General features: G+C 46.5%; 16 protein-coding genes. 11 read left to right on the plus strand and 5 right to left on the minus strand.

From position 1 onward, the window contains the following. Positions 1–15: 15 nt before the first annotated feature. The 3 genes from QUB12_RS06175 (at position 16) to QUB12_RS06185 (ending at position 8,448) form a co-directional block, all read left to right on the plus strand. Entirely contained in the window at positions 16–5,202 is a 5,187-nt protein-coding gene (locus QUB12_RS06175; RefSeq protein ID WP_333305996.1) for a PAS domain S-box protein, read from the plus strand. A 101-nt stretch (positions 5,203–5,303) separates the two neighbouring features. Beyond that, positions 5,304–6,746, plus strand: coding sequence for a xylulokinase (gene xylB / locus QUB12_RS06180; protein ID WP_333140728.1), 1,443 nt, complete (start codon positions 5,304–5,306; stop codon positions 6,744–6,746). A gap of 121 nt (positions 6,747–6,867) precedes the next feature. Continuing rightward, positions 6,868–8,448: a glycosyltransferase gene (locus QUB12_RS06185; protein ID WP_333305998.1), complete on the plus strand. Its 1,581-nt coding sequence runs from the start codon at positions 6,868–6,870 to the stop codon at positions 8,446–8,448. A gap of 673 nt (positions 8,449–9,121) precedes the next feature. On the opposite strand, the gene QUB12_RS06190 is transcribed toward QUB12_RS06185, so the two are convergent. Next, positions 9,122–9,937 (minus strand): FkbM family methyltransferase, encoded by an 816-nt coding sequence (locus QUB12_RS06190; RefSeq protein WP_333140732.1) that lies wholly within the window; start codon positions 9,935–9,937, stop codon positions 9,122–9,124. A gap of 287 nt (positions 9,938–10,224) precedes the next feature. Next, complete coding sequence (locus QUB12_RS06195; protein ID WP_333140734.1) at positions 10,225–10,731, minus strand: hypothetical protein; 507 nt, start codon at positions 10,729–10,731, stop codon at positions 10,225–10,227. A gap of 137 nt (positions 10,732–10,868) precedes the next feature. On the opposite strand from QUB12_RS06195, the gene QUB12_RS06200 reads away from it, so the two are divergent. From QUB12_RS06200 to QUB12_RS06225, 6 genes are all read left to right on the plus strand, one after another. After that, a complete protein-coding gene (locus QUB12_RS06200; protein WP_333140736.1) occupies positions 10,869–11,111 on the plus strand; it encodes a hypothetical protein in 243 nt (80 codons plus the stop codon). Between the two features lie 311 nt (positions 11,112–11,422). Beyond that, positions 11,423–12,505 (plus strand): ATP-dependent 6-phosphofructokinase, encoded by a 1,083-nt coding sequence (locus QUB12_RS06205; RefSeq protein ID WP_333140787.1) that lies wholly within the window; start codon positions 11,423–11,425, stop codon positions 12,503–12,505. 273 nt (positions 12,506–12,778) lie between these two features. Beyond that, positions 12,779–13,201 (plus strand): thioesterase family protein, encoded by a 423-nt coding sequence (locus QUB12_RS06210; protein ID WP_333140738.1) that lies wholly within the window; start codon positions 12,779–12,781, stop codon positions 13,199–13,201. A gap of 250 nt (positions 13,202–13,451) precedes the next feature. Beyond that, positions 13,452–14,900, plus strand: a complete 1,449-nt coding sequence (locus tag QUB12_RS06215) for a slr1306 family protein (RefSeq protein ID WP_333140742.1) — start codon at positions 13,452–13,454, stop codon at positions 14,898–14,900. Positions 14,901–15,048: 148 nt separating this feature from the next. After that, positions 15,049–15,657, plus strand: a complete 609-nt coding sequence (locus tag QUB12_RS06220; protein WP_333140744.1) for a Uma2 family endonuclease — start codon at positions 15,049–15,051, stop codon at positions 15,655–15,657. 198 nt (positions 15,658–15,855) lie between these two features. Continuing rightward, entirely contained in the window at positions 15,856–17,376 is a 1,521-nt protein-coding gene (locus QUB12_RS06225) for a DUF697 domain-containing protein (RefSeq protein WP_333140746.1), read from the plus strand. 206 nt (positions 17,377–17,582) lie between these two features. On the opposite strand, the gene QUB12_RS06230 is transcribed toward QUB12_RS06225, so the two are convergent. Beyond that, positions 17,583–18,272 carry a hypothetical protein gene (locus tag QUB12_RS06230; RefSeq protein ID WP_333140748.1) on the minus strand — a complete coding sequence of 230 codons (690 nt, stop codon included), beginning with the start codon at positions 18,270–18,272 and terminating at the stop codon, positions 17,583–17,585. A gap of 135 nt (positions 18,273–18,407) precedes the next feature. After that, entirely contained in the window at positions 18,408–19,409 is a 1,002-nt protein-coding gene (locus QUB12_RS06235) for an SAM-dependent methyltransferase (RefSeq protein WP_333300354.1), read from the minus strand. Positions 19,410–19,880: 471 nt separating this feature from the next. Between QUB12_RS06235 and QUB12_RS06240 the strand changes: the two genes are divergently transcribed. Next, positions 19,881–20,120 carry a hypothetical protein gene (locus QUB12_RS06240; RefSeq protein WP_333140752.1) on the plus strand — a complete coding sequence of 80 codons (240 nt, stop codon included), beginning with the start codon at positions 19,881–19,883 and terminating at the stop codon, positions 20,118–20,120. A gap of 538 nt (positions 20,121–20,658) precedes the next feature. Here QUB12_RS06240 and apcB read toward each other — a convergent pair. Continuing rightward, positions 20,659–21,168 carry an allophycocyanin subunit beta gene (gene apcB, locus QUB12_RS06245; RefSeq protein WP_333036060.1) on the minus strand — a complete coding sequence of 170 codons (510 nt, stop codon included), beginning with the start codon at positions 21,166–21,168 and terminating at the stop codon, positions 20,659–20,661. A gap of 340 nt (positions 21,169–21,508) precedes the next feature. Here apcB and glnA point away from each other — a divergent pair, with 340 nt between their 5' ends. Then, positions 21,509–22,930, plus strand: a complete 1,422-nt coding sequence (glnA, locus tag QUB12_RS06250; protein ID WP_333057654.1) for a type I glutamate--ammonia ligase — start codon at positions 21,509–21,511, stop codon at positions 22,928–22,930. The last annotated feature ends 29 nt before the right edge of the window (positions 22,931–22,959 follow it).

A 22,959-nucleotide genomic window follows, 5' to 3' on the forward strand; every position in this document is an offset into this window, starting at 1 on the left:
TACGGATGAATCTTCATGAAGCGCGACGCCACAGGCAAGTTTGTTAGCAATTGGAACTCGGAGATGAAACAACGAGTGAGCATATCTCTGACTAATACAGCATGGCGATCGCTCGATAAAGAGGCTCACAGGCGAGGAATTTCTCGCTCTGAAGTCATTGAACGCTTTGCCCGCACTCTTGAAGGCGAACAGTTGATTGCTGCCCAAGAAACTGAGGGCAAGGTAGCAACAATTCTGGAAAGCATTACCGATGCGTTTGTCGCCTTCGATCGCGACTGGCGCTACACCTACGTGAATGGGGCGGCGGCTCAAATCCTGCACAAAACACCAGAAGATATACTAGGAAAGCACGTTTGGAATGAGGTTTTTCCTGAGCTGGTTGGTGCAATTCCCTATCGAGAACTCCATCGGGCAATGACGGAACAGGTTCCTGTTTCCTGGGAAGAATTTGGGGAATCAGTCCAGCGTTGGATAGAGGCGAAGGCCTATCCCTGGAGTGCAGGAGTAGCAGTTTATTTTCGCGATATTACAGAACGCAAGCAAGCAGAGGCAGAACGAGAACGGTTATTGCACGAGCTTGAAATTGAACGCGCCCGATTTGAAGCCGTTTTACGACAAATGCCTGCGGGTGTAATGATTGCTGATGCGGCATCCGGTAAGTTGGTTCTGGCCAACGAACAAGCCAAGCAGATTGTTGGGTATGGCTACGAACCATCGCTTGAGCTTGAGGAATATGCACCCATTATTCCATTTGAAGCCCTTCGCTTAGATGGTCAGTTCTATGCCCCTCATGAGTATCCATTAGCGCGATCGCTAAAAACAGGTGATGTCGTTACCAACGAGGAGATGGAAATTGATCGAAATGATGGTAGCCGCATTTTCATTAACGCCAACTCAGCACCGATTTTAGATAAGCAGGGGCAGATTGTTGCAGCCGTTGTTATCTTCCAAGACTTGACGGATTACAAACAAGTTGAACAGTCATTACGAGAGAGCCAAGAACGCCTGCAATTGGCACTGACGGCGGCTCAGATGCTGGTCTGGGATATGGATTTGCAGACCAATCAAATAGCGTGTTCTGCAAATGCTCTAGACGTTTGGGGTCTTCACGAAGGCACAGGAGAAGACTTTTTTGCACTCATTCATCCAGACGATCGACAACGGGTGATCCAAGCGGCTCAAGGGGCAAATGCGGTCGAACAGTCCTACGTGCAGGAGTACCGGGTAATTACTCCCGACGGAGTTGTGCGCTGGATCAACAGTCAGGGGCGAGTTTATCTGGATGAAACCGGACAGGGAGTTCGCATGGTTGGCGTTTCGGTTGACATCACCGAACGCAAACAGATCGAAGCAGAGCGCGATCGCCTTTTAAAACGAGAACAATCTGCCAGACTCGAAGCCGAAACCGAACGCCAGCGGTTGCATGACATCCTGATGCAATTGCCTGCCATGATTGCCATTGTTAAAGGTGCCGATATTGTGTATGAATTTGCCAATCCAACCTATCTGCAAGGGACTGGGCGCAATCCAGACATGATCGGGAAATCAATGCGGGATGTTTTCCCGGAACTAGAGGGACAAATTTACTTTGAAGCGCTCGATCGCGTTTACCGGACGGGAGAAACATTTATTCGGAATGAATCGCCTGCTTACTGGGATAAAAACGGTGATGGTGTGTTGGAAGAGGGATTTTTCAACTGCATCTGTCCGCCTTGGCGGGATGCAGAGGGAACCATTCAAGGCGTGTTGATTTATAACGTTGAAGTGACAGCCCAGGTGCGGGCAAGGCAACAAATTGAACAACTGCTCAAGAACCTCCAGCAGAAAGAAGAAATTCAACAATTCCTAATCGAATTGAATGAGGGGATTCGTGCCATTCAAGACCCAAAAGAAATTATGTGGCAGGTGGTTTGTGCTACAGGGCAACACTTTAGTGTCACTCGCTGTACCTACGGTGAAATTGATCCAACGCAGGAATATGTCATTGTCGATCGCGATTATTGCAATGGTGTAATCAGCGTGGTGGGTAGACATCACCTAGATTCGTTTGGCCCTGAACTCATTGCTGAATTAAAGCAGGGCAGAACAATTGTCGTGGATGATGTCGATCGCGATTCTCGGACTGCCGGAGTTGGGGCGGCTGCCTTCGATGCAATCCAAACCAAGTCTCTGCTATGTGTTCCCTTGGTGAAAGAGGGGAAATTTGTCGCATTGTTGGTGTTGCACCATGTCTCTGTTCGCCGCTGGACGGAGGAAGATGTGGTGCTGATGGAGCGAATTGCTGAAAAAACCTGGCTAGCCGTGGAGCGGGAGCGGGCAGAAGAGGAATTGCGAGAAAGTGAAGCTCATCTGCAACTCGCGCTGAAGGTCGGACGCATGGGAACGTGGGACTGGGATATGCAGACCGATGCCTTGCTTTGGTCAGAAGGACATTTTATGGTACTCGGTCTGCAACCCAATGAGTCCGAACCCTGCTATGAGGTTTGGGCAAGTCGGGTTCATCCTGATGACCTAGCACAAACCAATGCAAAACTTCAGCAAGCCATAGCAGACAAGAAGGAGTATCACCATGAACATCGCCTGCGTTGGCCTGATGGCTCCATTCACTGGGTGGAAGCGAGAGGACAGTTTACTTATGATTCTCAGGGAAATCCCAAGCACTCGATCGGAGTTGTCATTGATATCACAGAACGCAAGCAAGCAGAAGAGGCGTTGCGTCAAGCCCTACAAAAGCTTAACTTCCATGTTGAAAACTCTCCAATGGCAGTCGTTGAATGGAATCGAGACTTTCAAATCATTCGCTGGTCTGCTGGTGCAGAGCGGATTTTGGGCTGGAGGGCCGAAGAAATTCTGGGCAAATCTTTAACAGAGATACCTTTTGTCTTTGAGGAAGACCTCGAATCGGTGACTGAAGTCTGCCAACGGCTGGTCTATGGTGAAGAACCCCATATTTTTTCATACAACCGCAATTACACGAAAGCTCGCAACATTGTGCATTGCGACTGGTATAACTCCAGTCTCAGGGACGAATCGGGACGGATGATTTCGGTGTTATCGCTGGTGCTGGATGTGACGCAGCGCAAGTATGCAGAACAAGAACGAGAACAACTGTTAGAACGCGAGCGCCAAGCACGATCCGAAGCCGAAGCCGCACAGCGCCAACTGGAAACCATCTTTGAAACATCACCCATTGGACTTGCTCTGTTAGATTCCGAGCAGCGATTTATTGCCATCAACGAAGCCTTAGCAGAAATTAATGGATTAACCCGCGAGCAACACTTAGGCTATTCAATTCCAGATATTTTTGGTCAGTCCGATCCAAAATTAGTTGAAGTCTTCCATCAGATTTACGCCACAGGGAATCCTTTCATTTCACCCAACTTTGCAGTGAATGTTCCGGGACGCGGAGATCGCCGTCCCGGTTACTACAACGTTTACTATCTTCCAACTGTTAACTCAAATGGTCAGGTTGAAGGCATTCTCGTGTATGTGGTAGATGTGACGGAACGGGTGCAGTTAGAGCTTGCCCAACGCTTTCTCTCTGAGGCAAGTGCGGTGCTGGCATCCTCACTCGATTATCAAACTACTCTAGAGCAAGTCGCGCAGCTTACAGTGCCGGAATTAGCGGACTGGTGTACGATTCACATCATAGACGAGGATGGTGCGATCGAGCAGATTGCGGTTGCTCACATCAACCCTGCCAAACTCGAATGGGCATATCAGATTAGAGAAAAGTATCCGCTGAACCCGGATGACCCTCGCGGTGCTGCATACACCTTGCGAACTGGGGAATCTGATTTGGTGCCGGAGATTCCCGATGAACTATTGGTACAGGCAGCGCGTGATTCAGAGCATTTAGAGATTCTGCTGCAGGTTGGATTCAGATCCGTAATGACGGTGCCGCTACGAACTCAGGCACGAATTCTAGGGGTCATTTCCTTTATCTCAGCCGAATCTGGACGACGGTATACCTCAGCAGATTTGCAACTGGCAGAGGAATTGGCGCGTCGTGCTTCCTTGGCGATCGACAATGCTCAGTTATATCGGTTAGCTCAACGCGATCGCGCAAAAGCAGAAGCCGCTAACCGGATTAAAGACGAATTTTTAGCCGTATTGTCCCACGAGTTGCGATCGCCCCTGAATCCGATTCTGGGCTGGGCAAAATTGCTACGAACTGGGCGACTCGATGCCACAAAAACCCAGCAAGCCCTAGAAACGATCGAACGCAACGCCAAGCTGCAAGCGCAATTAATTGAGGACTTGTTGGATGTCTCGCGCATTCTGCAAGGAAAAATGACGTTAAACGTCGCGAGTGTGAATCTAGCAGCAACGATTGAAGCCGGCCTGGAAACGGTACGACTAGCAGCCGAAGCCAAACACATTCAAATCCAGACCACGTTTAATCCTATTTCAGGAACGGTTTCAGGTGATACGAATCGCCTCCAACAGGTAGTCTGGAACCTCCTTTCCAATGCCGTGAAGTTCACCCCAGCCGGAGGACGAATCGAGGTGCAACTAGAGCAAGTTGGCACGTATGCTCAGATTCAAGTCAAAGATACGGGAAAAGGCATCAGTCGAGACTTCTTACCCCATGTGTTTGACTACTTCCGTCAAGAAGATGGCACAACGACTCGACAATTTGGCGGATTGGGATTGGGGCTGGCGATCGTCCGTCATTTTACCGAACTGCATGGAGGAACCGTTCAAGCAGACAGCTTAGGACAGAACTTAGGGGCTACATTTACCATCCGGCTACCGTTAAACCTCGTAGAACCGGAATCCTCTTCTGATGACAGGCACCCAGAAAGTGCGGCAGACTTAGCAGGTGTTCATGTCTTGGTTGTGGACGACGATGCAGATATGCGAGAGTTGGCAGCCTTCACCCTGATGCAATCTGGCGCACAAGTTGCCACAGCCGCTTCGGCTGCACAGGCGTTGACTCTCCTGAATCAATCTGTCCCCGATCTGCTGTTATGTGACATTGGGATGCCAGAGATGGATGGTTATGCCCTGATTCGGCACATTAGAAAGTGGTCTCCTGAACAGGGAGGCACGATTCCTGCGATCGCACTTACTGCCTATGCTGGAGAAATCAATCAGCAGCAAGCCTTAGCTGCCGGATTTCAGATGCATATCTCCAAGCCTGTTGAACCTGATGAATTGGTAAAAGCGATCGCCCGTTTGCTAAGGAATGAGAATTAAATAAGTTGCATTTTTTGTAGGTTGGGTTGAGGAACGAAACCCAACCTACGAAGTTATTTAATCCACGATCCTAAGACACTGAATAATTGAGGATTAGCCCAATGCTGCTTGGAATAGATTTAGGAACAGGCTCTGCTAAGGCATTGCTCCTAGCGACAGACGGAACCACTATAGGTGAAGCATCAAACTCCTATCCTGTTCATGCACCCCAACCTGGATGGGCTGAGTCGGAACCAGAAGATTGGTGGTTAGCGGTTGCCTCGGCTGTTAGGAAGGCAGTGGGAAATCACGCTGATCGGGTACAGGCGATCGGACTTTCAGGGCAAATGCACGGTGTTGTCCTAGCTTCGGAGTCTGGTGAGCCCCTGCGCCCTGCTATCCTCTGGGCAGATACTCGCTCTAGTGCCACGCTGAACACTTATCATTCGATCGATGCGGCTATTCTAGAGCGCTTGGGCAACCCGATTACGGCTGGAATGGCGGGCCCCACTTTGTTGTGGCTACGAGAACACGAGGCTAATGTTTACACCGAAGCGCGTTGGGCACTCCAGCCAAAAGATTGGCTGCGGTTACGGATGACTGGAGAAGTTGCAACGGAACCATCTGATGCTAGCGGTACTTTGCTTTACGATGTTGTGTCGGATAACTGGGCAGAGGATGCAGTCTCAGCGCTGAATCTACGTGGTGATTGGTTACCAAAAATTATCCCCTCTAGTGCGATCGCAGGCTACCTAACAACTATTGCTTCAGAGCATCTTGGCTTAAGAGTTGGCTTACCCGTTATTGCTGGTGCTGCGGATACGGCAGCGGCGGCGCTTGGTAACGGACTACTAGAGCCTGGATTGGTTCAACTAACCATTGGCACAGGCGCTCAAATCATTACACCTCGATCGCAACCAATTATCGATCGTCATGGTCGTACACATCTCTATCGAACCGCCCTACCTAACCAGTGGTACACCCTTGCAGCAATGCAAAATGCCGGGTTAGCGCTTGAGTGGGTGCGAGGTATCCTCGGCTTGAGCTGGCAGGAAGTCTATACTAAAGCGTTTTCTGTTCCCCCAGGATGTGAAGGGTTGACATTTTTGCCCTACCTCACGGGTGAGCGAACTCCACACCTTGATCCATATATACGTGGGGCATGGGTGGGGCTGGGACTTCATCACACACAGGCGCACTTGATGCGGGCGGCTTTAGAGGGAGTTGCTTTTGCCTTGCGACAAGGTTTTGAGGCACTTGAGGCAACAGGTTTTAAAGCGACAGAACTGCGTTTAGCAGGCGGTGGAACGGCAGAAATGCCTTGGAAACAATTACTGACCGATGTATTGAGAATACCCCTCTATGCAACTACAGTTGCTGCTGCTTCCGCGCGTGGTGCTGCTCTACTGGCGGGTATCGGAATTGGCGTATACGCAGATGCTAATGACACCATCAAACTGGCAGCCACACCAATGCTTGCTGCCACTCCCCAATCAGTTGATCCAATCCTAGAAGAGGCTTGGTTTCGATATCAATCCCTTTATCCACGACTTAAAAAAATGTGATAGCAGTTATGCCTAAAGGAGGACGTGCTAGAAGCTAGCTACAAATTATTCTTAAGCTAAGACTGCTTAAGAGCAGTCAAATTAAATTACTAAGTTTACTACAAGAAGAGGTACATATTACATGAACATATTAGCTGGAATTAAGCTCCCAAAATCCGCCGAAAGCGCCGATGTATATATACGGTGTAATGAATCTGCATCTATAAACTACCAGGAAAATGACAAAAAAGTTGTTTTATCTCAGGGGGGTGTTGTCTCCTCAAATTCTTACTTTAATTCGTTTTATGAGAGATTTTATACTCAATATACAACTCTTAGCTCTATCTACTATGTGCTGAAACTTGAAGGCGATTTTAAGGTTTCTGTTTACCGAGAATTTGATGGACAAAAAAACAAAGAAATAATTTCTGAAGAAAGCTTTGATAAATGTCAATTCTCAGATCCTGTAAAACTCTCACCAATAAATCTCCTTCAAGGCAAAAAAGCGGGCAGAATATATTTTGAAATAACTTGTTCTAGTGAACAGGGTGAATTTAAAGGGGCATGGATAGCAACCGATCAAAGTAAAACTAGAGAAGCATCCTTGGGGATTGTAATTTGCACTTTTAAAAAAGAGGACTTCATACAAAATACATTAAAGGCAATTTTTCAAGATGAATTACTAGAAACCAAGGACTTTAAAGTATTCGTTGTTGATAATGGTAGAACTTTAGATGAAGCTGATTTTGGAAAGTCAAAACTGAGGCTAGTTCCTAATATAAATGCTGGTGGAAGCGGGGGCTTTACCAGAGGGTTGGTGGAAGCTTTAGAGGAAAAAAAATATTCTCACTTTTTGCTTATGGATGATGATATAGAGTTAGAAAGTGAATGTATTTATAAATTATTTCCTTTGTATGAATACGCCAATTCTGATTTTGCTGTAGCGGGTGGACTGCTAAATTTACAGAAAAAGCATATCTTGTATGAAGCAGGAGCATCGTACAACGCCTATTCTAAAACTAGAGGATTTGGGCCTGGGGCATTAATTGCTTTAAATTATAATATCGATTTACGAGATTCTAATTCTCTCAACAGGTTGCTCAAGGAAGAAGATGTAGACTATGGCGGATTTTGGTTTTTCTCTTTTTCTAAGGAACTTGTTGAACAAACTCAATTACCGCTGCCTTTATTTATCAAAATAGATGATGTAGAGTTTGGTTTAAGAATAAAAGAGTTGGGCAATAACATTGTAGCTTTTCCATCAATGGCGGTGTGGCACCAACCAGCGGCGGCCAAAAATGTAAATTGGGAAAATTATTATTATATCCGCAATGATTTAATAGCTTATTCCATCCATTACTCTCCAGAATATATGGCTGCAGTTGAGCATTTGACAAAAGTAATCCTTCAGGCTTTAGCAAACTTTGATTACAATCATGTAGAGATGGTTGTAAAAGCTTTTGAAGACTATCTAAAAGGCCCAGATTTTATCAAAAACACTGACCCAGAAAGCTTTCACATGAGCATTGTAAAGCTTAGTAAAAGCTATAACAACCAAAATGAGGTAGATAAAGTAGCTGGTACTAACCTTTTGACTAGGTGGTTTAAAGTTGCTGCTGAAGGTATTAATGAATGGTCATCCGTAAGTGAAAAATGGAAAAGTGCTTCAAAGGAAATGACATCTACTATATTTTGGCAGCAATACCTTGGGCTAAAGAAATAGAATTGACCGCCTCCACTGGTTAATGGTTGACAGCTTAGGCTGCTAGCAACTCAACAATCCACCACAAAAGCGCCTTGGGATTAATTGTGGTAGTTGACACTCTCCCGTCACAGCGTAGGGCTGTTTCGGGGCAACCACGGGGAGTAGGGGTCGGATTGCCCCTACGGAAAATCAGGCTTTTGTAGTTTCGGGGCAACCACGGGAGGATTGCCCCTACGGAAAATCAGGCTTTTGTAGTTTCGGGGCAACCACGGGGGGATTGCCCCTACGGAAAATCAGGCTTTTGTAGTTTCGGGGCAACCACGGGGGGATTGCCCCTACGGAAAACCAGGCTTTTGTAGTTTCGGGGCAACCACGGGAGGATTGCCCCTACGGAAAATCAGGCTTTTGTAGGGGCGGTGCCCCCGTGCCCGCCCTCACCCACAGATGATTTCATGGGTATTTCAGGCATCGGGGCAACCACGGGGGGTTTGCCCCTACAAGAGAATGAAACAACCCTGCCGGATTAGGGCATTCCCACTTTCTGATATCCCATGAAAGCCAATTTACAACAGATTGCAAGCTTATAGAGGACAATAGCAGCATTTAGAAAACCAGTTTTTTAGATGTTGAGGGTTAATTAAATAAGCGTGCGAAGTGCGACCCGGATTTGGTATCATGGAAGCAAGTTGAGTTAAATGATGACATAATCTTCGCCCAAAACAGGTTGAGTGACCTGTGGTTCCGGCTCTATTGGGTCGCTGTAATGAGTCTCAATGTGTTGGATGAAACTTTCCCGATAAGCTTTGAGATGCGAGTTAAGTGCTTCGATATCCTGCTCTCCTGTCGCGTAACCCCTCTCTCTTCGGAAGTGGCCGGATTCCTTAACAAAAGCCATGTCAACTTGCCACAAAGCTGAATCAATCGGGCGATATGCCAAATCAACAATATCGTAAGCTGCGAAGCCTTGGGACTTCATAAAACTCATTACATCATACATCTGACCGAATAAAGTAACTTCTACAATTACATATTCAGTCTGCTGCAAAATCTCAGTTGCTCCTGCTAAAACATCTAATTCCTGTCCGTCTACATCAACTTTAATTAAATACGGGCCTGGCAAGTTTCTTTCCCTGCATATTCCATCCAGGGTAATTGCTGGTATGTTCCTCAAATAAGGATTGCTGCTGTCAGTAACGCGATTTTCAGCAAGTGAAGAATGCACCATACCGGGACTGACGTTGAGGGTGAAAACTCCCGATTCTTTGGTCGCTGCAGCAATAATGTATTCTGCACTTTTGAGCTTGCGGCAAATTTTGGCGAGGTAAGGTTCATTTTCGGCGATGGGTTCAATTAGCAAATGTCGCGAATTGGGGAAAGTTTCGTAAAGGTTAAAAGTTCCCAAGGCGGCACCGACATCAATCACAGTTCTTGGTTGAAAACCTAACTGTTTAGCCAGCAACAAGCTGCCTGACATCGAGTTTCTAAGAGGTTCTGTTTGTTGGCTCACAATTTTTCCCAGATTTAAATGTGGATATAATTAATATTATGTCTGCCAGCAGAGTTATTATATGTCCGAATAAAAAAAACGAAGCAATCGCCGAGGTTTGCGATTGCTTCCCTTCGGATCGCAATGACAGAAATAGGTTTCAACTGAGATATTGCACCATTCTCAATCAGTTTTTTTAGGAACAGGCTTTCCGGCCTGTTCCACAAAGAGTGAATTTTCTGGTGAAACAGGGATCTTGCCTGTTAAGCGAGAATGGTGCAAGATGTGAGTGTCAATGCAACCTGCTACTATTTCGCGGATTTCTGCGCCTTGTTTTCCGGTTCGACAGATTGCAAAGCTTCGTCGAGAATTGCCCGCGCTTCTTCGGCTTTACTTCTAGCTTCTCGATAGCGGACGTTAGCTTGAGCAAAGTTTTTGAGAACCTTGAAACCATCTTTCAAACGACTAATTTCCTCGGCAGTCACAGCCTCATCTGTAAACAAAATGTCGATCGCCGCCCGGATTTTGAGTGCTTCTTCGCGGGATTCCATCACTTTCAATTTGAGACTTGCCAAATTGCTCAAAATCTGCACGGCTTCAGTAATCGCGTCCTCGCCTTCAGACGCAGCATCTTCGATATCCTTAACTTCAACAAACTGCTTGGGCCCAAATCCCTCCACGAGTTCCGTAGGCAGCTTGCCCTCATCCATGAGCTCCATCAGCCGATCCATCGCTTCTTCGCGGGCTTTGGCTGAATCTTTCCCTTTGACAGTTAAAATAATTTCGGGGCTTTGAGGAAGTGTATAGCGAACCATATTTTGACAGCCTGTGCGCGAAAACAATTGAATGATATTTTATCTTTATTCGATCGCCAGTTGCAGCTATCAATCCGCTCCATTACCAACCGCTTGCCAAAACTTGACACATATACACTCAAAAGGAACCCTCGACAATGAAAGATAAATTTCTTAACTTGCTCAACTTGTTTTTAGTAGCTGATGTGTTTTTCGTCTTTGCCATTTTTGGGTGGTTTGTGATCGCAGTAGCAGGTCGATCGACTGGCGTGAATCTCGGTTTTGATTTGTGGTACAGTCTCTGGCAGCCCGTATTTAATCCCGCCCTCGGAATTCTTATGGGCGGTGCTATTCTCAGCGGTATAATTAACCAAGTTTCTAAACGCCTCAATCCCAAGTAAAATTGATGTTTTGTTGGAGACGGTGATTGGCGATGCTACGCAAGTTGGCGATCGAACTTGTGGAATGCTTCAGAGATGAGGCACTCAATTAGGTCGATGAAGCTTGAAAATACATAAGTAGTCAAAAACGAGTGAAACGCTCCCCAAAGGAGCGATATCTTATGAAAGCAATCACAAAAGTTATGATAGCTTTACATTCTGTTACAGAGTAAAGTTTATTTTTGCCTACCTATTTACGTCTAAAATCAGGATTGGACGATCGGGATCTAAAAATATCAACTCATATTCAGAGTAACAAAAGTCGGGCAATTATGGGAGAACAAAAATGTATCGGTATCCTCACCAGCGGGGGTGACTGTGCAGGCTTAAACGCAGTTATTAGAGCCGTTGTCTACCGCGCAACGGGAACTTACAATTGGAAAGTGATGGGGATTCGTCAAGCCACCAACGGATTGATGAGTCGTCCCCCTGAAGCAATTCCATTGGATATTGAGAAAGTAGACTCGTGGCTCACCATTGGTGGTACGATGCTAGGCACGACAAATAAGGGCGACCCTTTTGCTTTCCCGATGCCGGATGGGACTCTACGCGATCGGGCTGAGGACATTATCGAAGGCTATCATCAACTAGGTCTGGATGCCTTAATTGGCATTGGTGGCGATGGCAGTCTCGCCATTCTCAGGAAGATTGCTCAACAAGGTAATTTGAATTTAGTTGCTATTCCTAAAACTATTGATAATGATGTCGGAATTACCGAGCGTTCCATCGGTTTTGATACTGCTGTCAATATTGCCACTGAAGCACTCGACCGCTTGCATTTTACTGCGGCCAGTCACAGCCGCGTTATGATTGTTGAAGTCATGGGACGCGACGCCGGACATATTGCAATTAGTGCCGGAATTTCAGGGGGAGCTGATATAATTCTGATTCCCGAAATCCCTTACACAATTTCCAAAATCTGTGCCCAAATCCAAGAACGCCAAGACCGGGGAAAAAACTACTGTTTAATTATAGTAGCGGAGGCAGTTCGCACTGAAGAAGGCGAATTAGTAATGCACACAAATCGTTTAGGTCAAAGTCGATTAGGCGGAATTGGTCAGTATTTAGCTGATACAATTTCTGACTGCAGCGGTGCAGAAACTCGCGTCACCGTTTTGGGACACATTCAACGCGGAGGAACTCCTTCATCGCTAGAAAGATTAATTGCTTCTGCTTTTGGCATCGCAGCAGTTGATTTAATTGCCGAAGAGAAATACGACTGCATGGTATCTTGGCAAAAGCGGGAAGTTGTGAGCGTTCCTCTGGAAGATGCGATCGCCAAATACAGACCTGTAGACTTCGATGGTACTCTGGTTAAAACTGCCCGCGGTTTAGGGATTTGTCTGGGAGACTAAACAATTACCCGTCCGATTTCTCAAAGGTTTAGTCGGGGACGCACTCAGAACCACGAAACTGGGTTAACCGAGACTGAGGGTTTTAAGCCAGTGTATTGTGGTTAAAAAACCAAGGTGCTCACCGATCGTGCTTCCACGACTAATATTAACCTGGAAGTAGTGGCGTTTCAACTATGATTAGTGTAACTTGCAATCAGTTCCGATCGAGTATCGACCCAGAGCGCGATCGCACTCGGAACTACAAAATACCGCAACAAGTGGAAAGGTGAGAAATTGGCACCATTTACTGCACAAATTAGAGTGCGCCATTACGAAATGGACGCCCTCGGTCACGTAAATAATGCTGTCTACCAGCATTATTTAGAACACGCTGCGATCGAACATTTAGAACACTTGGGATTTACACTCGATCGCTACCGGGAATTGGGCGGCGTCTTTGTCATGCGGCGGATAGAGATTGACTATTTGCGATCGGCAGCCTCGGGCGATCGATTGGAGATATCCACTTGGATCGAACAAATGCGCGGCCCGCGCGCTGTCCGCCGCTACGAAATTCGCTTGGCTGGAAGTGACGAAATATTGTTAAAAGCAGAGGCGCTTTGGGTTTGGGTTGAAGTGACCACCATGCGCCCGCGAGCAATTCCCAAACAAATAATTGATATTTTTGAATCACAATCTCAAGCATTACCAACATAAAGCCAAAATCAACTATTATATTTGCAAAATCCTGTAAAAATCTATTGGTTTGTAGTGACGGCTTCAGCCCTTCATTCCCCCTTTGTAGAAGTGCAAAAAGTTGATTGTCGCCGGGGCCGCAAATCCCGATCGCAAAAAGTCGGATCGCCCGCCTGCCAGTTTGGATGCCGCAGAGGTACGATGGAATATAGGGAGGGAGGCCAAGCCGGCGAAGGTTAAGCTTGGTGACAATACCCACAGGAAGGAAAAAATGACACTTAACTTGCGGCGACCGATTTTGATAGGCGGAATAGGACTTTCAGCAGCGCTGTGGCTGCTGGAAACTCTACAGCATTCGGGTTCAGAAATGGGCGAAACGGCACTCATCGGCTTGGCGGCTGCCGGTGCGGGGTATTGGTGGTGGAAGCAACAATCCCCCAAACTCGAACTCGCACTCCCGCAACCCCTGGCCAACCGGGAAGCAGCCGAAAAAGCGATCGCGACTTCAGAAACAGCAATTAAATTGCTCGCTTCAGAAGCTCCAAACTCTGCTGATCCTGCTAATCTAACAGCACAGCTCGATCGGCTCAGAAGCGAATTAGATAGACAAGATTTACGGATTACCGTAACTGGCGGCAAAGCTGTCGGCAAAACTGCCTTAATTCAAGTTTTAAATTCTAATTGGGTCTCTCAACACTCGCAAAAGCTTAGTTTACAAGAAACAGCAGCGCTGTTTGCTAATACAAATGCCGATGCCAAAATCAACGGTGATTTAGTGCTGTTTGTGACAGCGGGCGACATCACAGATTCGGAATTTCAAACATTATCTCAGCTAGCGTCTGCAGGTCAGCGCGTGCTGCTAGTCTGGAACAAACAAGACCAATATTTGCCAGAACAGCAGTCGCAGGTTTTGCACTCTTTGCAGCAGAAAATGCAAGGAATATTGGGGACAGAAGAGATAATTGCGATCGCAGCTTCTCCCAATTCTATTAAAGTGCGGCAGCACCAAGCGGACGGCACAGTTCAAGAACGCATCGAAAATCAAGTCTCTCAACTCGACGGGCTGACCGAAAGATTGACTAAAATCTTAACTGAAGAACGGCAACAGTTGGTCTGGGCGAGTGCAGTGCGCGAGGCTGCAAGTATCAAGTTAGAGGCGAAAACCTTATTAAATGCAGTCAGGCGCGATCGGGCACTTCCCATTATCGAACAATATCAGTACATCGCCGCCGCCGCCGTCTTTACTAACCCGGTTCCAGCTTTAGACTTGCTAGCAACAACCGCCATCAGTACCCAACTTGTAATCGACCTCGGCGCTATCTACCAGCAAAAGTTTTCCTTAGACCAAGCTAAGACAGTAGCGGCAACTTTGGCAAGTCAAATGTTTAAATTAGGGTTGGTAGAAATGTCTACCCAAACTATTACTGGACTGCTGAAAAGCAATGCCGTCACCTACGTAGCAGGAGGCGCGGTGCAGGGAATTAGTGCAGCATATTTTACCAGAATAGCTGGACTGAGTTTAATTGAATATTTCCAAAGTCGAGAAGGGGAAAATGCTGGAATAGGCATTTTAAATATCGACCATTTGACTAAAACTTTGCAAGCCGTATTTACGCAAAATCAGCAAGTTTCTTTCTTGCAATCTTTCGTCAACCAAGTGGCGAGTCGCCTTTCCTCTCAGGTATCTGGACCCGAAACCCTTAAGTCGGCGGTCAATTAAGTAAAATAAAGGAACAGGCTTTCCGGCCTGTTCCACAAGACAGTTTTTTGTTGTGGAACGGGCATCTTGCCCGTTCCCCGGCAGAGCAGGGGAACCAGTTAATATTTTCCTTCTTCCTTCTATTATACAATCAAAGACAGTTTGCACGATGATACAAACTCAACCAAAAATACTAACCTTTGAAGAATTTATAGAATCCAAAGCTGAGAACAGATGCTACGAACTTCACGATGGGGTAATGGTTGAAATGCAGCCAACAGGAGAACACGAAGATATCACAGCATACCTTGTTCAAGAATTTACGCTGCTCTACACCGAACTGCAACTTCCATACCGCATTCCCTCGAAAGCGCTAGTTAAGCCACCAGCTAAAGATACAGGATATATCCCTGATGTTTTGTTATTAAACCGTCAGGCTTTAGCATCTGAACCCTTATGGTTGAAGTCAGCAACAATCACCCAAGGAACATCTATCCCGCTACTTGTTGAAGTTGTCAGTACCAACTGGCGCGACGATTATCTAAAAAAGTTGGCAGATTACGAAATGATGGGAATTCTCGAATATTGGATTGCGGATTATGCTGGATTCGGCGGTATACGTCATATTGGCGACCCCAAACAACCCACGCTTTCGGTTTGTCAGCTTGTGGACGGAGAGTATAGGATTACACAGTTCAGAGGGAGCGATCGCATTATTTCGTCTACATTTCCTAACATGGAGTTGAACGTCGATCAAATTTTCCGAGGCGGAGCCTAGTGTTAGGGAAAAGAACAGGCTTTCCGGCCTGTTCCACAAAAATTTTTTGTGATTGTGGAATGGGCAAGATGCCCGTTCAATATTTTTTGGAAAATTAGTAACTAAAAAGCTAGATTTTTTTTTTAAATTGTATTAAAATAAGAAATAGGATTTATAATTCGACGATCAATTATACCTGCTTAAACAAGCCGATCGCCAATGGCTGACAATTCCCTTCAAGAAAATCGCTTATCTCTTGCCCGTGCCAGTTTGCGCGAATCCCTGGCGCGCTACTCTCACCTGCGCCAAGGCAAAAAAAACTCGAATAATACAGAATTAGAAGCGGCGCTGCAATATCAGTTAGATATTTTAACTTCCACCTCAGAAAAACTAGACCACAACATAATCCGCATTGCTACTTTCGGCTTAGTCAGCCGTGGCAAGTCAGCCGTATTAAACGCGCTTTTAGGTCATAAAATTCTGCAAACAGGCCCTCTCAACGGCGTGACTCAGTGGCCGCGTTCCGTGCGCTGGAGTGTGCCTTTATCCTTCCTTGACAGCGAGGAACCCCCCCAACCCCCCCTTGCCAAGGGGGGGCTTATGGAACCCCCCCTTGCCAAGGGGGGGAAAGGAGGGGTGCAAGTAGAATTAATCGATACTCCCGGACTTGATGAAGTTGGCGGCGAAGTGCGCGGCGAAATGGCGAAACAAGTAACTCGCCAAGCTGACTTAATTCTGTTTGTCGTTGCAGGCGATATTACCCGAACTGAATATCAAGCACTGTGCGAATTGCAAACAGCTCAAAAACCGGTGATTTTAGTTTTTAATAAAATTGACCTGTATCCAGAATTAGACAGAAAAGCTATTTACCAAAGTTTGCAAGCGCTGGGAAATTCTGAAGAGTTAGCAGCCGCTGCGGTAATAGAGGAAACAGATAGCGAAAATTTGTCCGATCGCCCAAACAACTCCTCCGATAAATCTACTGTAAAATCACCGCCTAAAACTTCCAAATCTTTAGAAATAGTCATGGTAGCCGCCGAACCAGCGCCGGTGCAAGTGCGGGTGGAATGGTCCGACGGAAGAGTCACTTACGAATGGGAGTCGCCGCCCGCGCAGATAGACGAACTCAAACATAAAATTTTGACAATTCTTAACAGAGAAGGTCGATCGCTCCTCGCTCTAAATGCTTTAGTTGAAGCTAGAGATGCCGAAGCAAACATTGCCCGTCACGTTCTCAAATTGCGGCAAACAGAAGCCGAAGATTTAATCTGGCAATTTGCAAAATATAAAGCTTTGGCTGTCGGTTTAAATCCCGTGGCTTTCTTGGATGTAATGGGAGCAAGTGTCGCAGATTTAGCGTTAATTCGCTCTTTATCGAGACTTTACGGCTTACCTATGACTGGTTACGAAGCCGGGAAACTTTGGCAGACTATTTTCTCCAGCGCTGGCGGCGTACTTTTGGGAGAATTGGGTAGCAGTTTCCTCTTGGGATTTGGCAAAACTGCGGCCGCTGCGGCCCCGCACATCGGCTTTTCTACTTTTGCCGGAGTTGCTGTCACTCAAGCTAGTTTAGCAGCTTACGGAACCTACGCTGTCGGTCGCGCCGCCCAAGTTTATTTAGAAAAAGGCTGCACCTGGGGCCCCCTTGGACAAGATACGGTAATTCAAGACATTCTCGCCACCATCGAGCGTAATACAATTATCGATCGCCTGCAGCAAGAGTTTAAAATTGGCAATTAAAAATTGCCCTAGTAGTTGAGTAGGGTGCGTCACCAGATGGTTATTTGTGAATAATCGAAGAGCTAGCATCTGACTCACCCTAATGCTTTTCTTCTTACACAATGGTCAAAAAAGTATGCAACTGTAGGTAAACTCCCAACCACCATACTCATCAGTAATTCCCAATTCTCTAATCGAAAATCGAAAATCCAAAATCGAAAATCGTATTACCGTCTGGCAATTCTAACACCTTCCCTAAAATGCGCGATCGTCGCAATTACCGCTATAGAAAAGTAAAATATTCTAATCAGCCAAAAACAAACCCGCATTGACCAAGAAACAATAGTCGGAGCAATACCTGTGAACTGTACAAATCTGGAATTAACTTTTTTTTCAAAGCTGTCAAGGTCTTTCATCTCTGATTGTTTCGTCGGAATAACCGGAAACTGACCACTATATACGTAATAACCGATAAAACCAGGCAGTCCTACCTTTCTGTTCAAAAATGAGTTAGTTAATGTGGCAGTTTCCGGAGGCGATAATTTATCGGATTCTCCTACTTTTTCCAGCCAAGAATTATATCTGATGGCTGGCGTAATCATGAAAACTAAGGGAACTATAACTATCAACAAAGCCGCACTAATTTTGCGACCGTATTGAGGGTGTAGAAGCCTTGTCGCCACACCCACTCCCATACCGATAAATGCAAATACCAATATATTTAACAGTTCAATAATTTCGATACCCCTCAACAAATCCCCGATAATCAGAATTGTATATAATAATTTGTCTGCCAGTAGCAGAGCTGCCCACTTGATGAGCATTGAAACGCCTACAATACTAGCTACAATTGCTACATATCCGATGGCACCTAGAACGTAGAGTAAAATCGAGCCGGCTTGTTTGAATGATTGCATGGAATTATTCACTCTTGTGAAAGTTTAGGAGTCTGATTGACAAAAAAATTGAAATTTTAGATCAATCTGGAGTTCCTAATTTGACTTTTAAAATAGATTAGCTTGACATCTTGAAATCAATCTACAATCTACAATCTACAATCGATCGACAAGTTCCCGCGCCGCCGCTTTGGTAACTTGTGCGATCCGTTCCTTCACAACATCCTCTTCGTTAGCGCAGCCCTCGAAGAGGATCGCCCTCGGCTCTGGCTCCTGTTCGCGATCGATCCCCAACCATAAAAGATACTCGATATTACCGGCCGGGCCAAGTAAAGGCGACCACGTTAAGCCGCGTTGCTGCCATCCTAAAGCTGTGGCTGCCTTCCACACTTGAAAAATCGCATCAGCTTGAGTTGCTGAGTCTCGCACTACGCCTTTTTTCCCGACTCTCTCCCGCCCTACCTCAAACTGCGGTTTTACCAGCAACACTGCTTCTCGCGGTGGTACCAACAATTCCCACAGCGCGGGTAAAATCTTATCCAGGGAAATAAACGACACATCTACTACCGCCAAATCTGCATAAACCCCTATTGGCAAAGAATCTTGCTCCCCCCCTTGACAAGGGGGGGCTGGGGGGGGTGAATCTTGCTCCCCCCCTTGACAAGGGGGGGCTGGGGGGGGTGAATTTTGCTCCCCCCCTTGACAAGGGGGGGCTGGGGGGGGTGAATTGCCGTAAAGCTCAGTAGCAGTCATGTACCGCAAATTGGTGCGTTCTTTCAAAATTACTCTCGGATCGTTCCTCAAGCCCCAATCTGCTTGACCGTAGCCAACATCTACGCCGTACACTAGGGCAGCGCCGGCTTGCAGGAGACAGTCGGTAAAACCGCCTGTGGAAATGCCACCGTCGAGACAAATTCTGCCTGCAACGGGAATCGCAAAAACTTCTAAAGCTTTGGCTAATTTGTCGCCGCCTCTGGAAACATAGCGCGATCGCTCTTTGATCTGAATTTTTGCTGCAATGTCAACCTCAGTGCCCGGTTTGTCAACTACCTGTTGGTTGATGGAGACTTTCCCAGTCCGAATCAAGGCCTGAGCTTGCTGTCTGGAACTGCACAAATCTAGGCTGACCAATAAAGTGTCTAGTCGCTGTTTAGCCAAGGTTTTTAATCTGTACGGATAGGGTTAAGAACCATTAATGTCAACAATCGCCTGAAACCCTTGGGAAATCTCGTTTTTACGCTAAGTCTAGATCCCCCTAAATCCCCCTAAAGAAGGGGAGTAGGGGTTGACTTTGAAAAGACTCTTGTCCCCCCCTTCGTAGGGGCGGTGCGACCCCTACTCCCCGTGCCCGCCCGCTCGCTAGGGGGGATCTAGATTTAATAGCCACACAGCAGTCTGTGATGGGGTTTGACGTTAAGTTGACACCAATGGGTTAAGAACAGTACCAGATTAGCACTTACGCACAAGCCCCACTGCTAATTTTTGGCGATTATTTTGGTTTTTCCATTGTCGCGGGGCGATCGCCCCACCTCACATGATGTGACTGAGATCGCTCTGAGTGTGTAGTTTTATCACAGATAAACATCCGTAGAATCACACAATAATTTTTGCGACTAGCGGATGATTTATATGCAGCTAAAAGCGCTACAAATACCATCAGGGCGATCGACCATGAAAACAATTAACTTTCCTATCAGAAATCCTGGCAATTGTCAAGAAAATCCCCTCGCCTTCGTCAGCGGTGACATCATCCACATTCTTTACCCCAACGGCGAAGTAGAAGCAACAACCGTCGCACAAGTCGCTCTGCGCCAAAGCAAAAATCCCCTGGACAAATGCCTCGTCTGGGGATGTGTTGGCGATTTTTAGCACGAGTTTCAAACAACCATGCAATTATAGGGAAGCTCCAAAGCCTTAATTCGTTAGTCATTCCCCCTTATTAAAATTTTTAATCTATAATTTTTAATCTATAATTTTTAATCTTAAATCTTTAATCTCAAATGGCATAACCCATAAAAAAAGATCGCTTGGAGGCTGTGAGGTCAAAAAAAGCGATCGATCCAACTGCTGCTAACTGCAAGCAACAAGCGGAATTTGCTGCTAAAAGAACTAGCAAATTGACGTGAACAAACCTGACGGTCAACTGAGTACAGACTGAGTACAGTTAGACCGCAGGCTTCTTTTTCCTTTTTTTCAAAGGCTTTTTATAGTGAGGTAGTTCCACCTCCACTTGCCAATATAGTATCAGAGTATTTCCAGATTATCAAGGGATATACAGAAATAATTGTCGCTTTGGATACCTACACCCGACGAGCCTTTCATCACGCTCGGTAATTTATTCGGGGTACTTCGCGCAGCGCTCAGATTAATCCCCTTTAAATATACCGAGGGACTTCCCGGCTGGTAGTTAAATATCTTGTTCGCTCAATTCGCGAATCATGTAATCAAAAGGCTGATCCAAAAAAGGCCCCACAGACAAGCCAGCAGCTTGCACTTGAGCCTTAACCATCTCCTTCATAATGCTAATCCCCATCACCGTCGGGCCAATGGGAACGCTTAGAGAATTGTAAGTTTCTCGCAAACCTTGCAGCACGCGCTCGTCGAGCACGTCGGTACTTCCAGCCACCAGGGCGTAAGTAGCATAGCGCAAGTAGTAGTCCATATCCCGCAGACAAGCCGCGTAGCGACGAGTCGTGTAGGCATTTCCCCCGGGACGGATCAGTTCCGGCTGTTCAGCAAATAGCTGAATACCAGCTTGCTTGACAATTGCCGCAGCATTGCTGTTAATCGCCGCCGCCGCCTGTACCCGTGCCGTGCCCGTTGCAAAATAAGATTTCAACCGATCGATACCATCTCGGTCTAAATACCTACCAGCAACATCATAATTTTCAATCAGGCTCGTCACTGCATCGCGCATAAGTTTCTCTCCCAAAAATCTTTATCAATACTTTGCTATCTGAGACAGACCGCCTATTGTAGACTACTACAAATCGGCGTTTGATTAAGATTTGAGATAGGATTTTCACGAAGGGTAGTCTATCCGCGGCAAACTGTCGTAAAATTCAGCCGTTTGCCTTGTATGTTCAGCCGAAAAATAATCCACAGGGCAAGAATCTCAAACTGCCCGGCCACACTGGGCCACTATTTCAAAATTTTGTAGCCATAGATACAAAATAGTGGATACTGAAGGCCTACGATCGCCCAAACAGTCTGAAATCGGCAGATCGCCAAGACACAACCAATATCAGGAGTAAGTCATGTTCCAGACACCCCAAGAAGCCTTAAACTACATACAAGAAAATAAGATCCAGATAGTTGACCTAAAATTCATCGATATGCCGGGGATCTGGCAGCACCTTTCCCTGTACCACGACCAAATCGACGAAACCGCATTCACAGACGGCGTACCCTTCGACGGTTCCAGCATTAGGGGCTGGAAAGCCATCAACGAATCAGACATGACGATGGTAATCGATCCGACCACCGCTTGGATGGACCCGTTCATGGCAGAACCGACCATCAGCTTCATTTGCAGCATCAAAGAACCTCGCACCGGCGAACCATACAGTCGCTGTCCCCGCACCATTGCCCAAAAAGCCATAGACTACTTGCTTTCCACCGGTCTCGGCGATACAGCATTCTTTGGCCCGGAAGCAGAATTCTTTATTTTTGACGACGTTCGCTTCGACCAAACCCAAAATTCCGGCTACTATTACGTAGATTCGATCGAAGGTCGTTGGAATTCCGGCAAAGAAGAAGCAGGCGGCAACCTCGGCTATAAACCGCGTTACAAAGAAGGTTATTTCCCAGTAGCACCAACCGATACCTCTCAAGACATGAGAACGGAAATGCTGCTGACAATGGCAAAATGCGGCGTACCCATCGAAAAGCACCACCACGAAGTCGCCACCGGCGGTCAATGCGAACTCGGTTTCCGCTTTGCCACTTTAGTACAAGCCGCCGACTACTTGCTGACTTACAAATACGTCATCAAAAACGTCGGCAAAAAATACGGCAAAACCATCACCTTCATGCCCAAACCGCTGTTTAACGACAACGGTTCCGGGATGCACGTTCACCAGTCGATTTGGAAAGACGGCCAGCCTCTATTTGCAGGCGATCAATATGCTGGTTTCAGTCAAATGGGACTGCATTACATCGGCGGCATTCTCAAGCACGCACCGGCACTTTTGGCAATCACCAACCCCACGACCAATTCCTACAAGCGTTTAGTTCCGGGCTTTGAAGCGCCTGTAAACTTAGCTTACTCTCAAGGGAATCGATCGGCATCAGTGCGGATTCCGTTGTCGGGAACCAACCCCAAAGCCAAGCGGTTAGAATTCCGCTGTCCCGATGCCACATCCAACCCCTATTTAGCATTTGCAGCCATGCTGTGCGCCGGCATAGACGGCATCAAGAATCAAATCGATCCGGGCGAACCTTTGGACGTGGACATCTACGACCTTTCCCCTGAAGAATTGAGCAAAATTCCTTCAACTCCCGGTTCCTTGGAAGGCGCTTTAGAAGCTTTAGAAAAAGACCACAGTTTCTTAACTGAAACCGGCGTATTTACTGAAGACTTCATCCAAACCTGGATTTCCTACAAACTCGACAATGAAGTCAACCCGATGCGGCTGCGTCCTCACCCCTACGAGTTTGCTCTCTACTACGACTGTTAGAAAATTAATAATTGAAAATTAAAAGTTAA

Source organism: Microcoleus sp. B7-D4 (genome assembly GCF_036705125.1).
Classification (GTDB): Bacteria; Cyanobacteriota; Cyanobacteriia; order Cyanobacteriales; family Microcoleaceae; genus Microcoleus.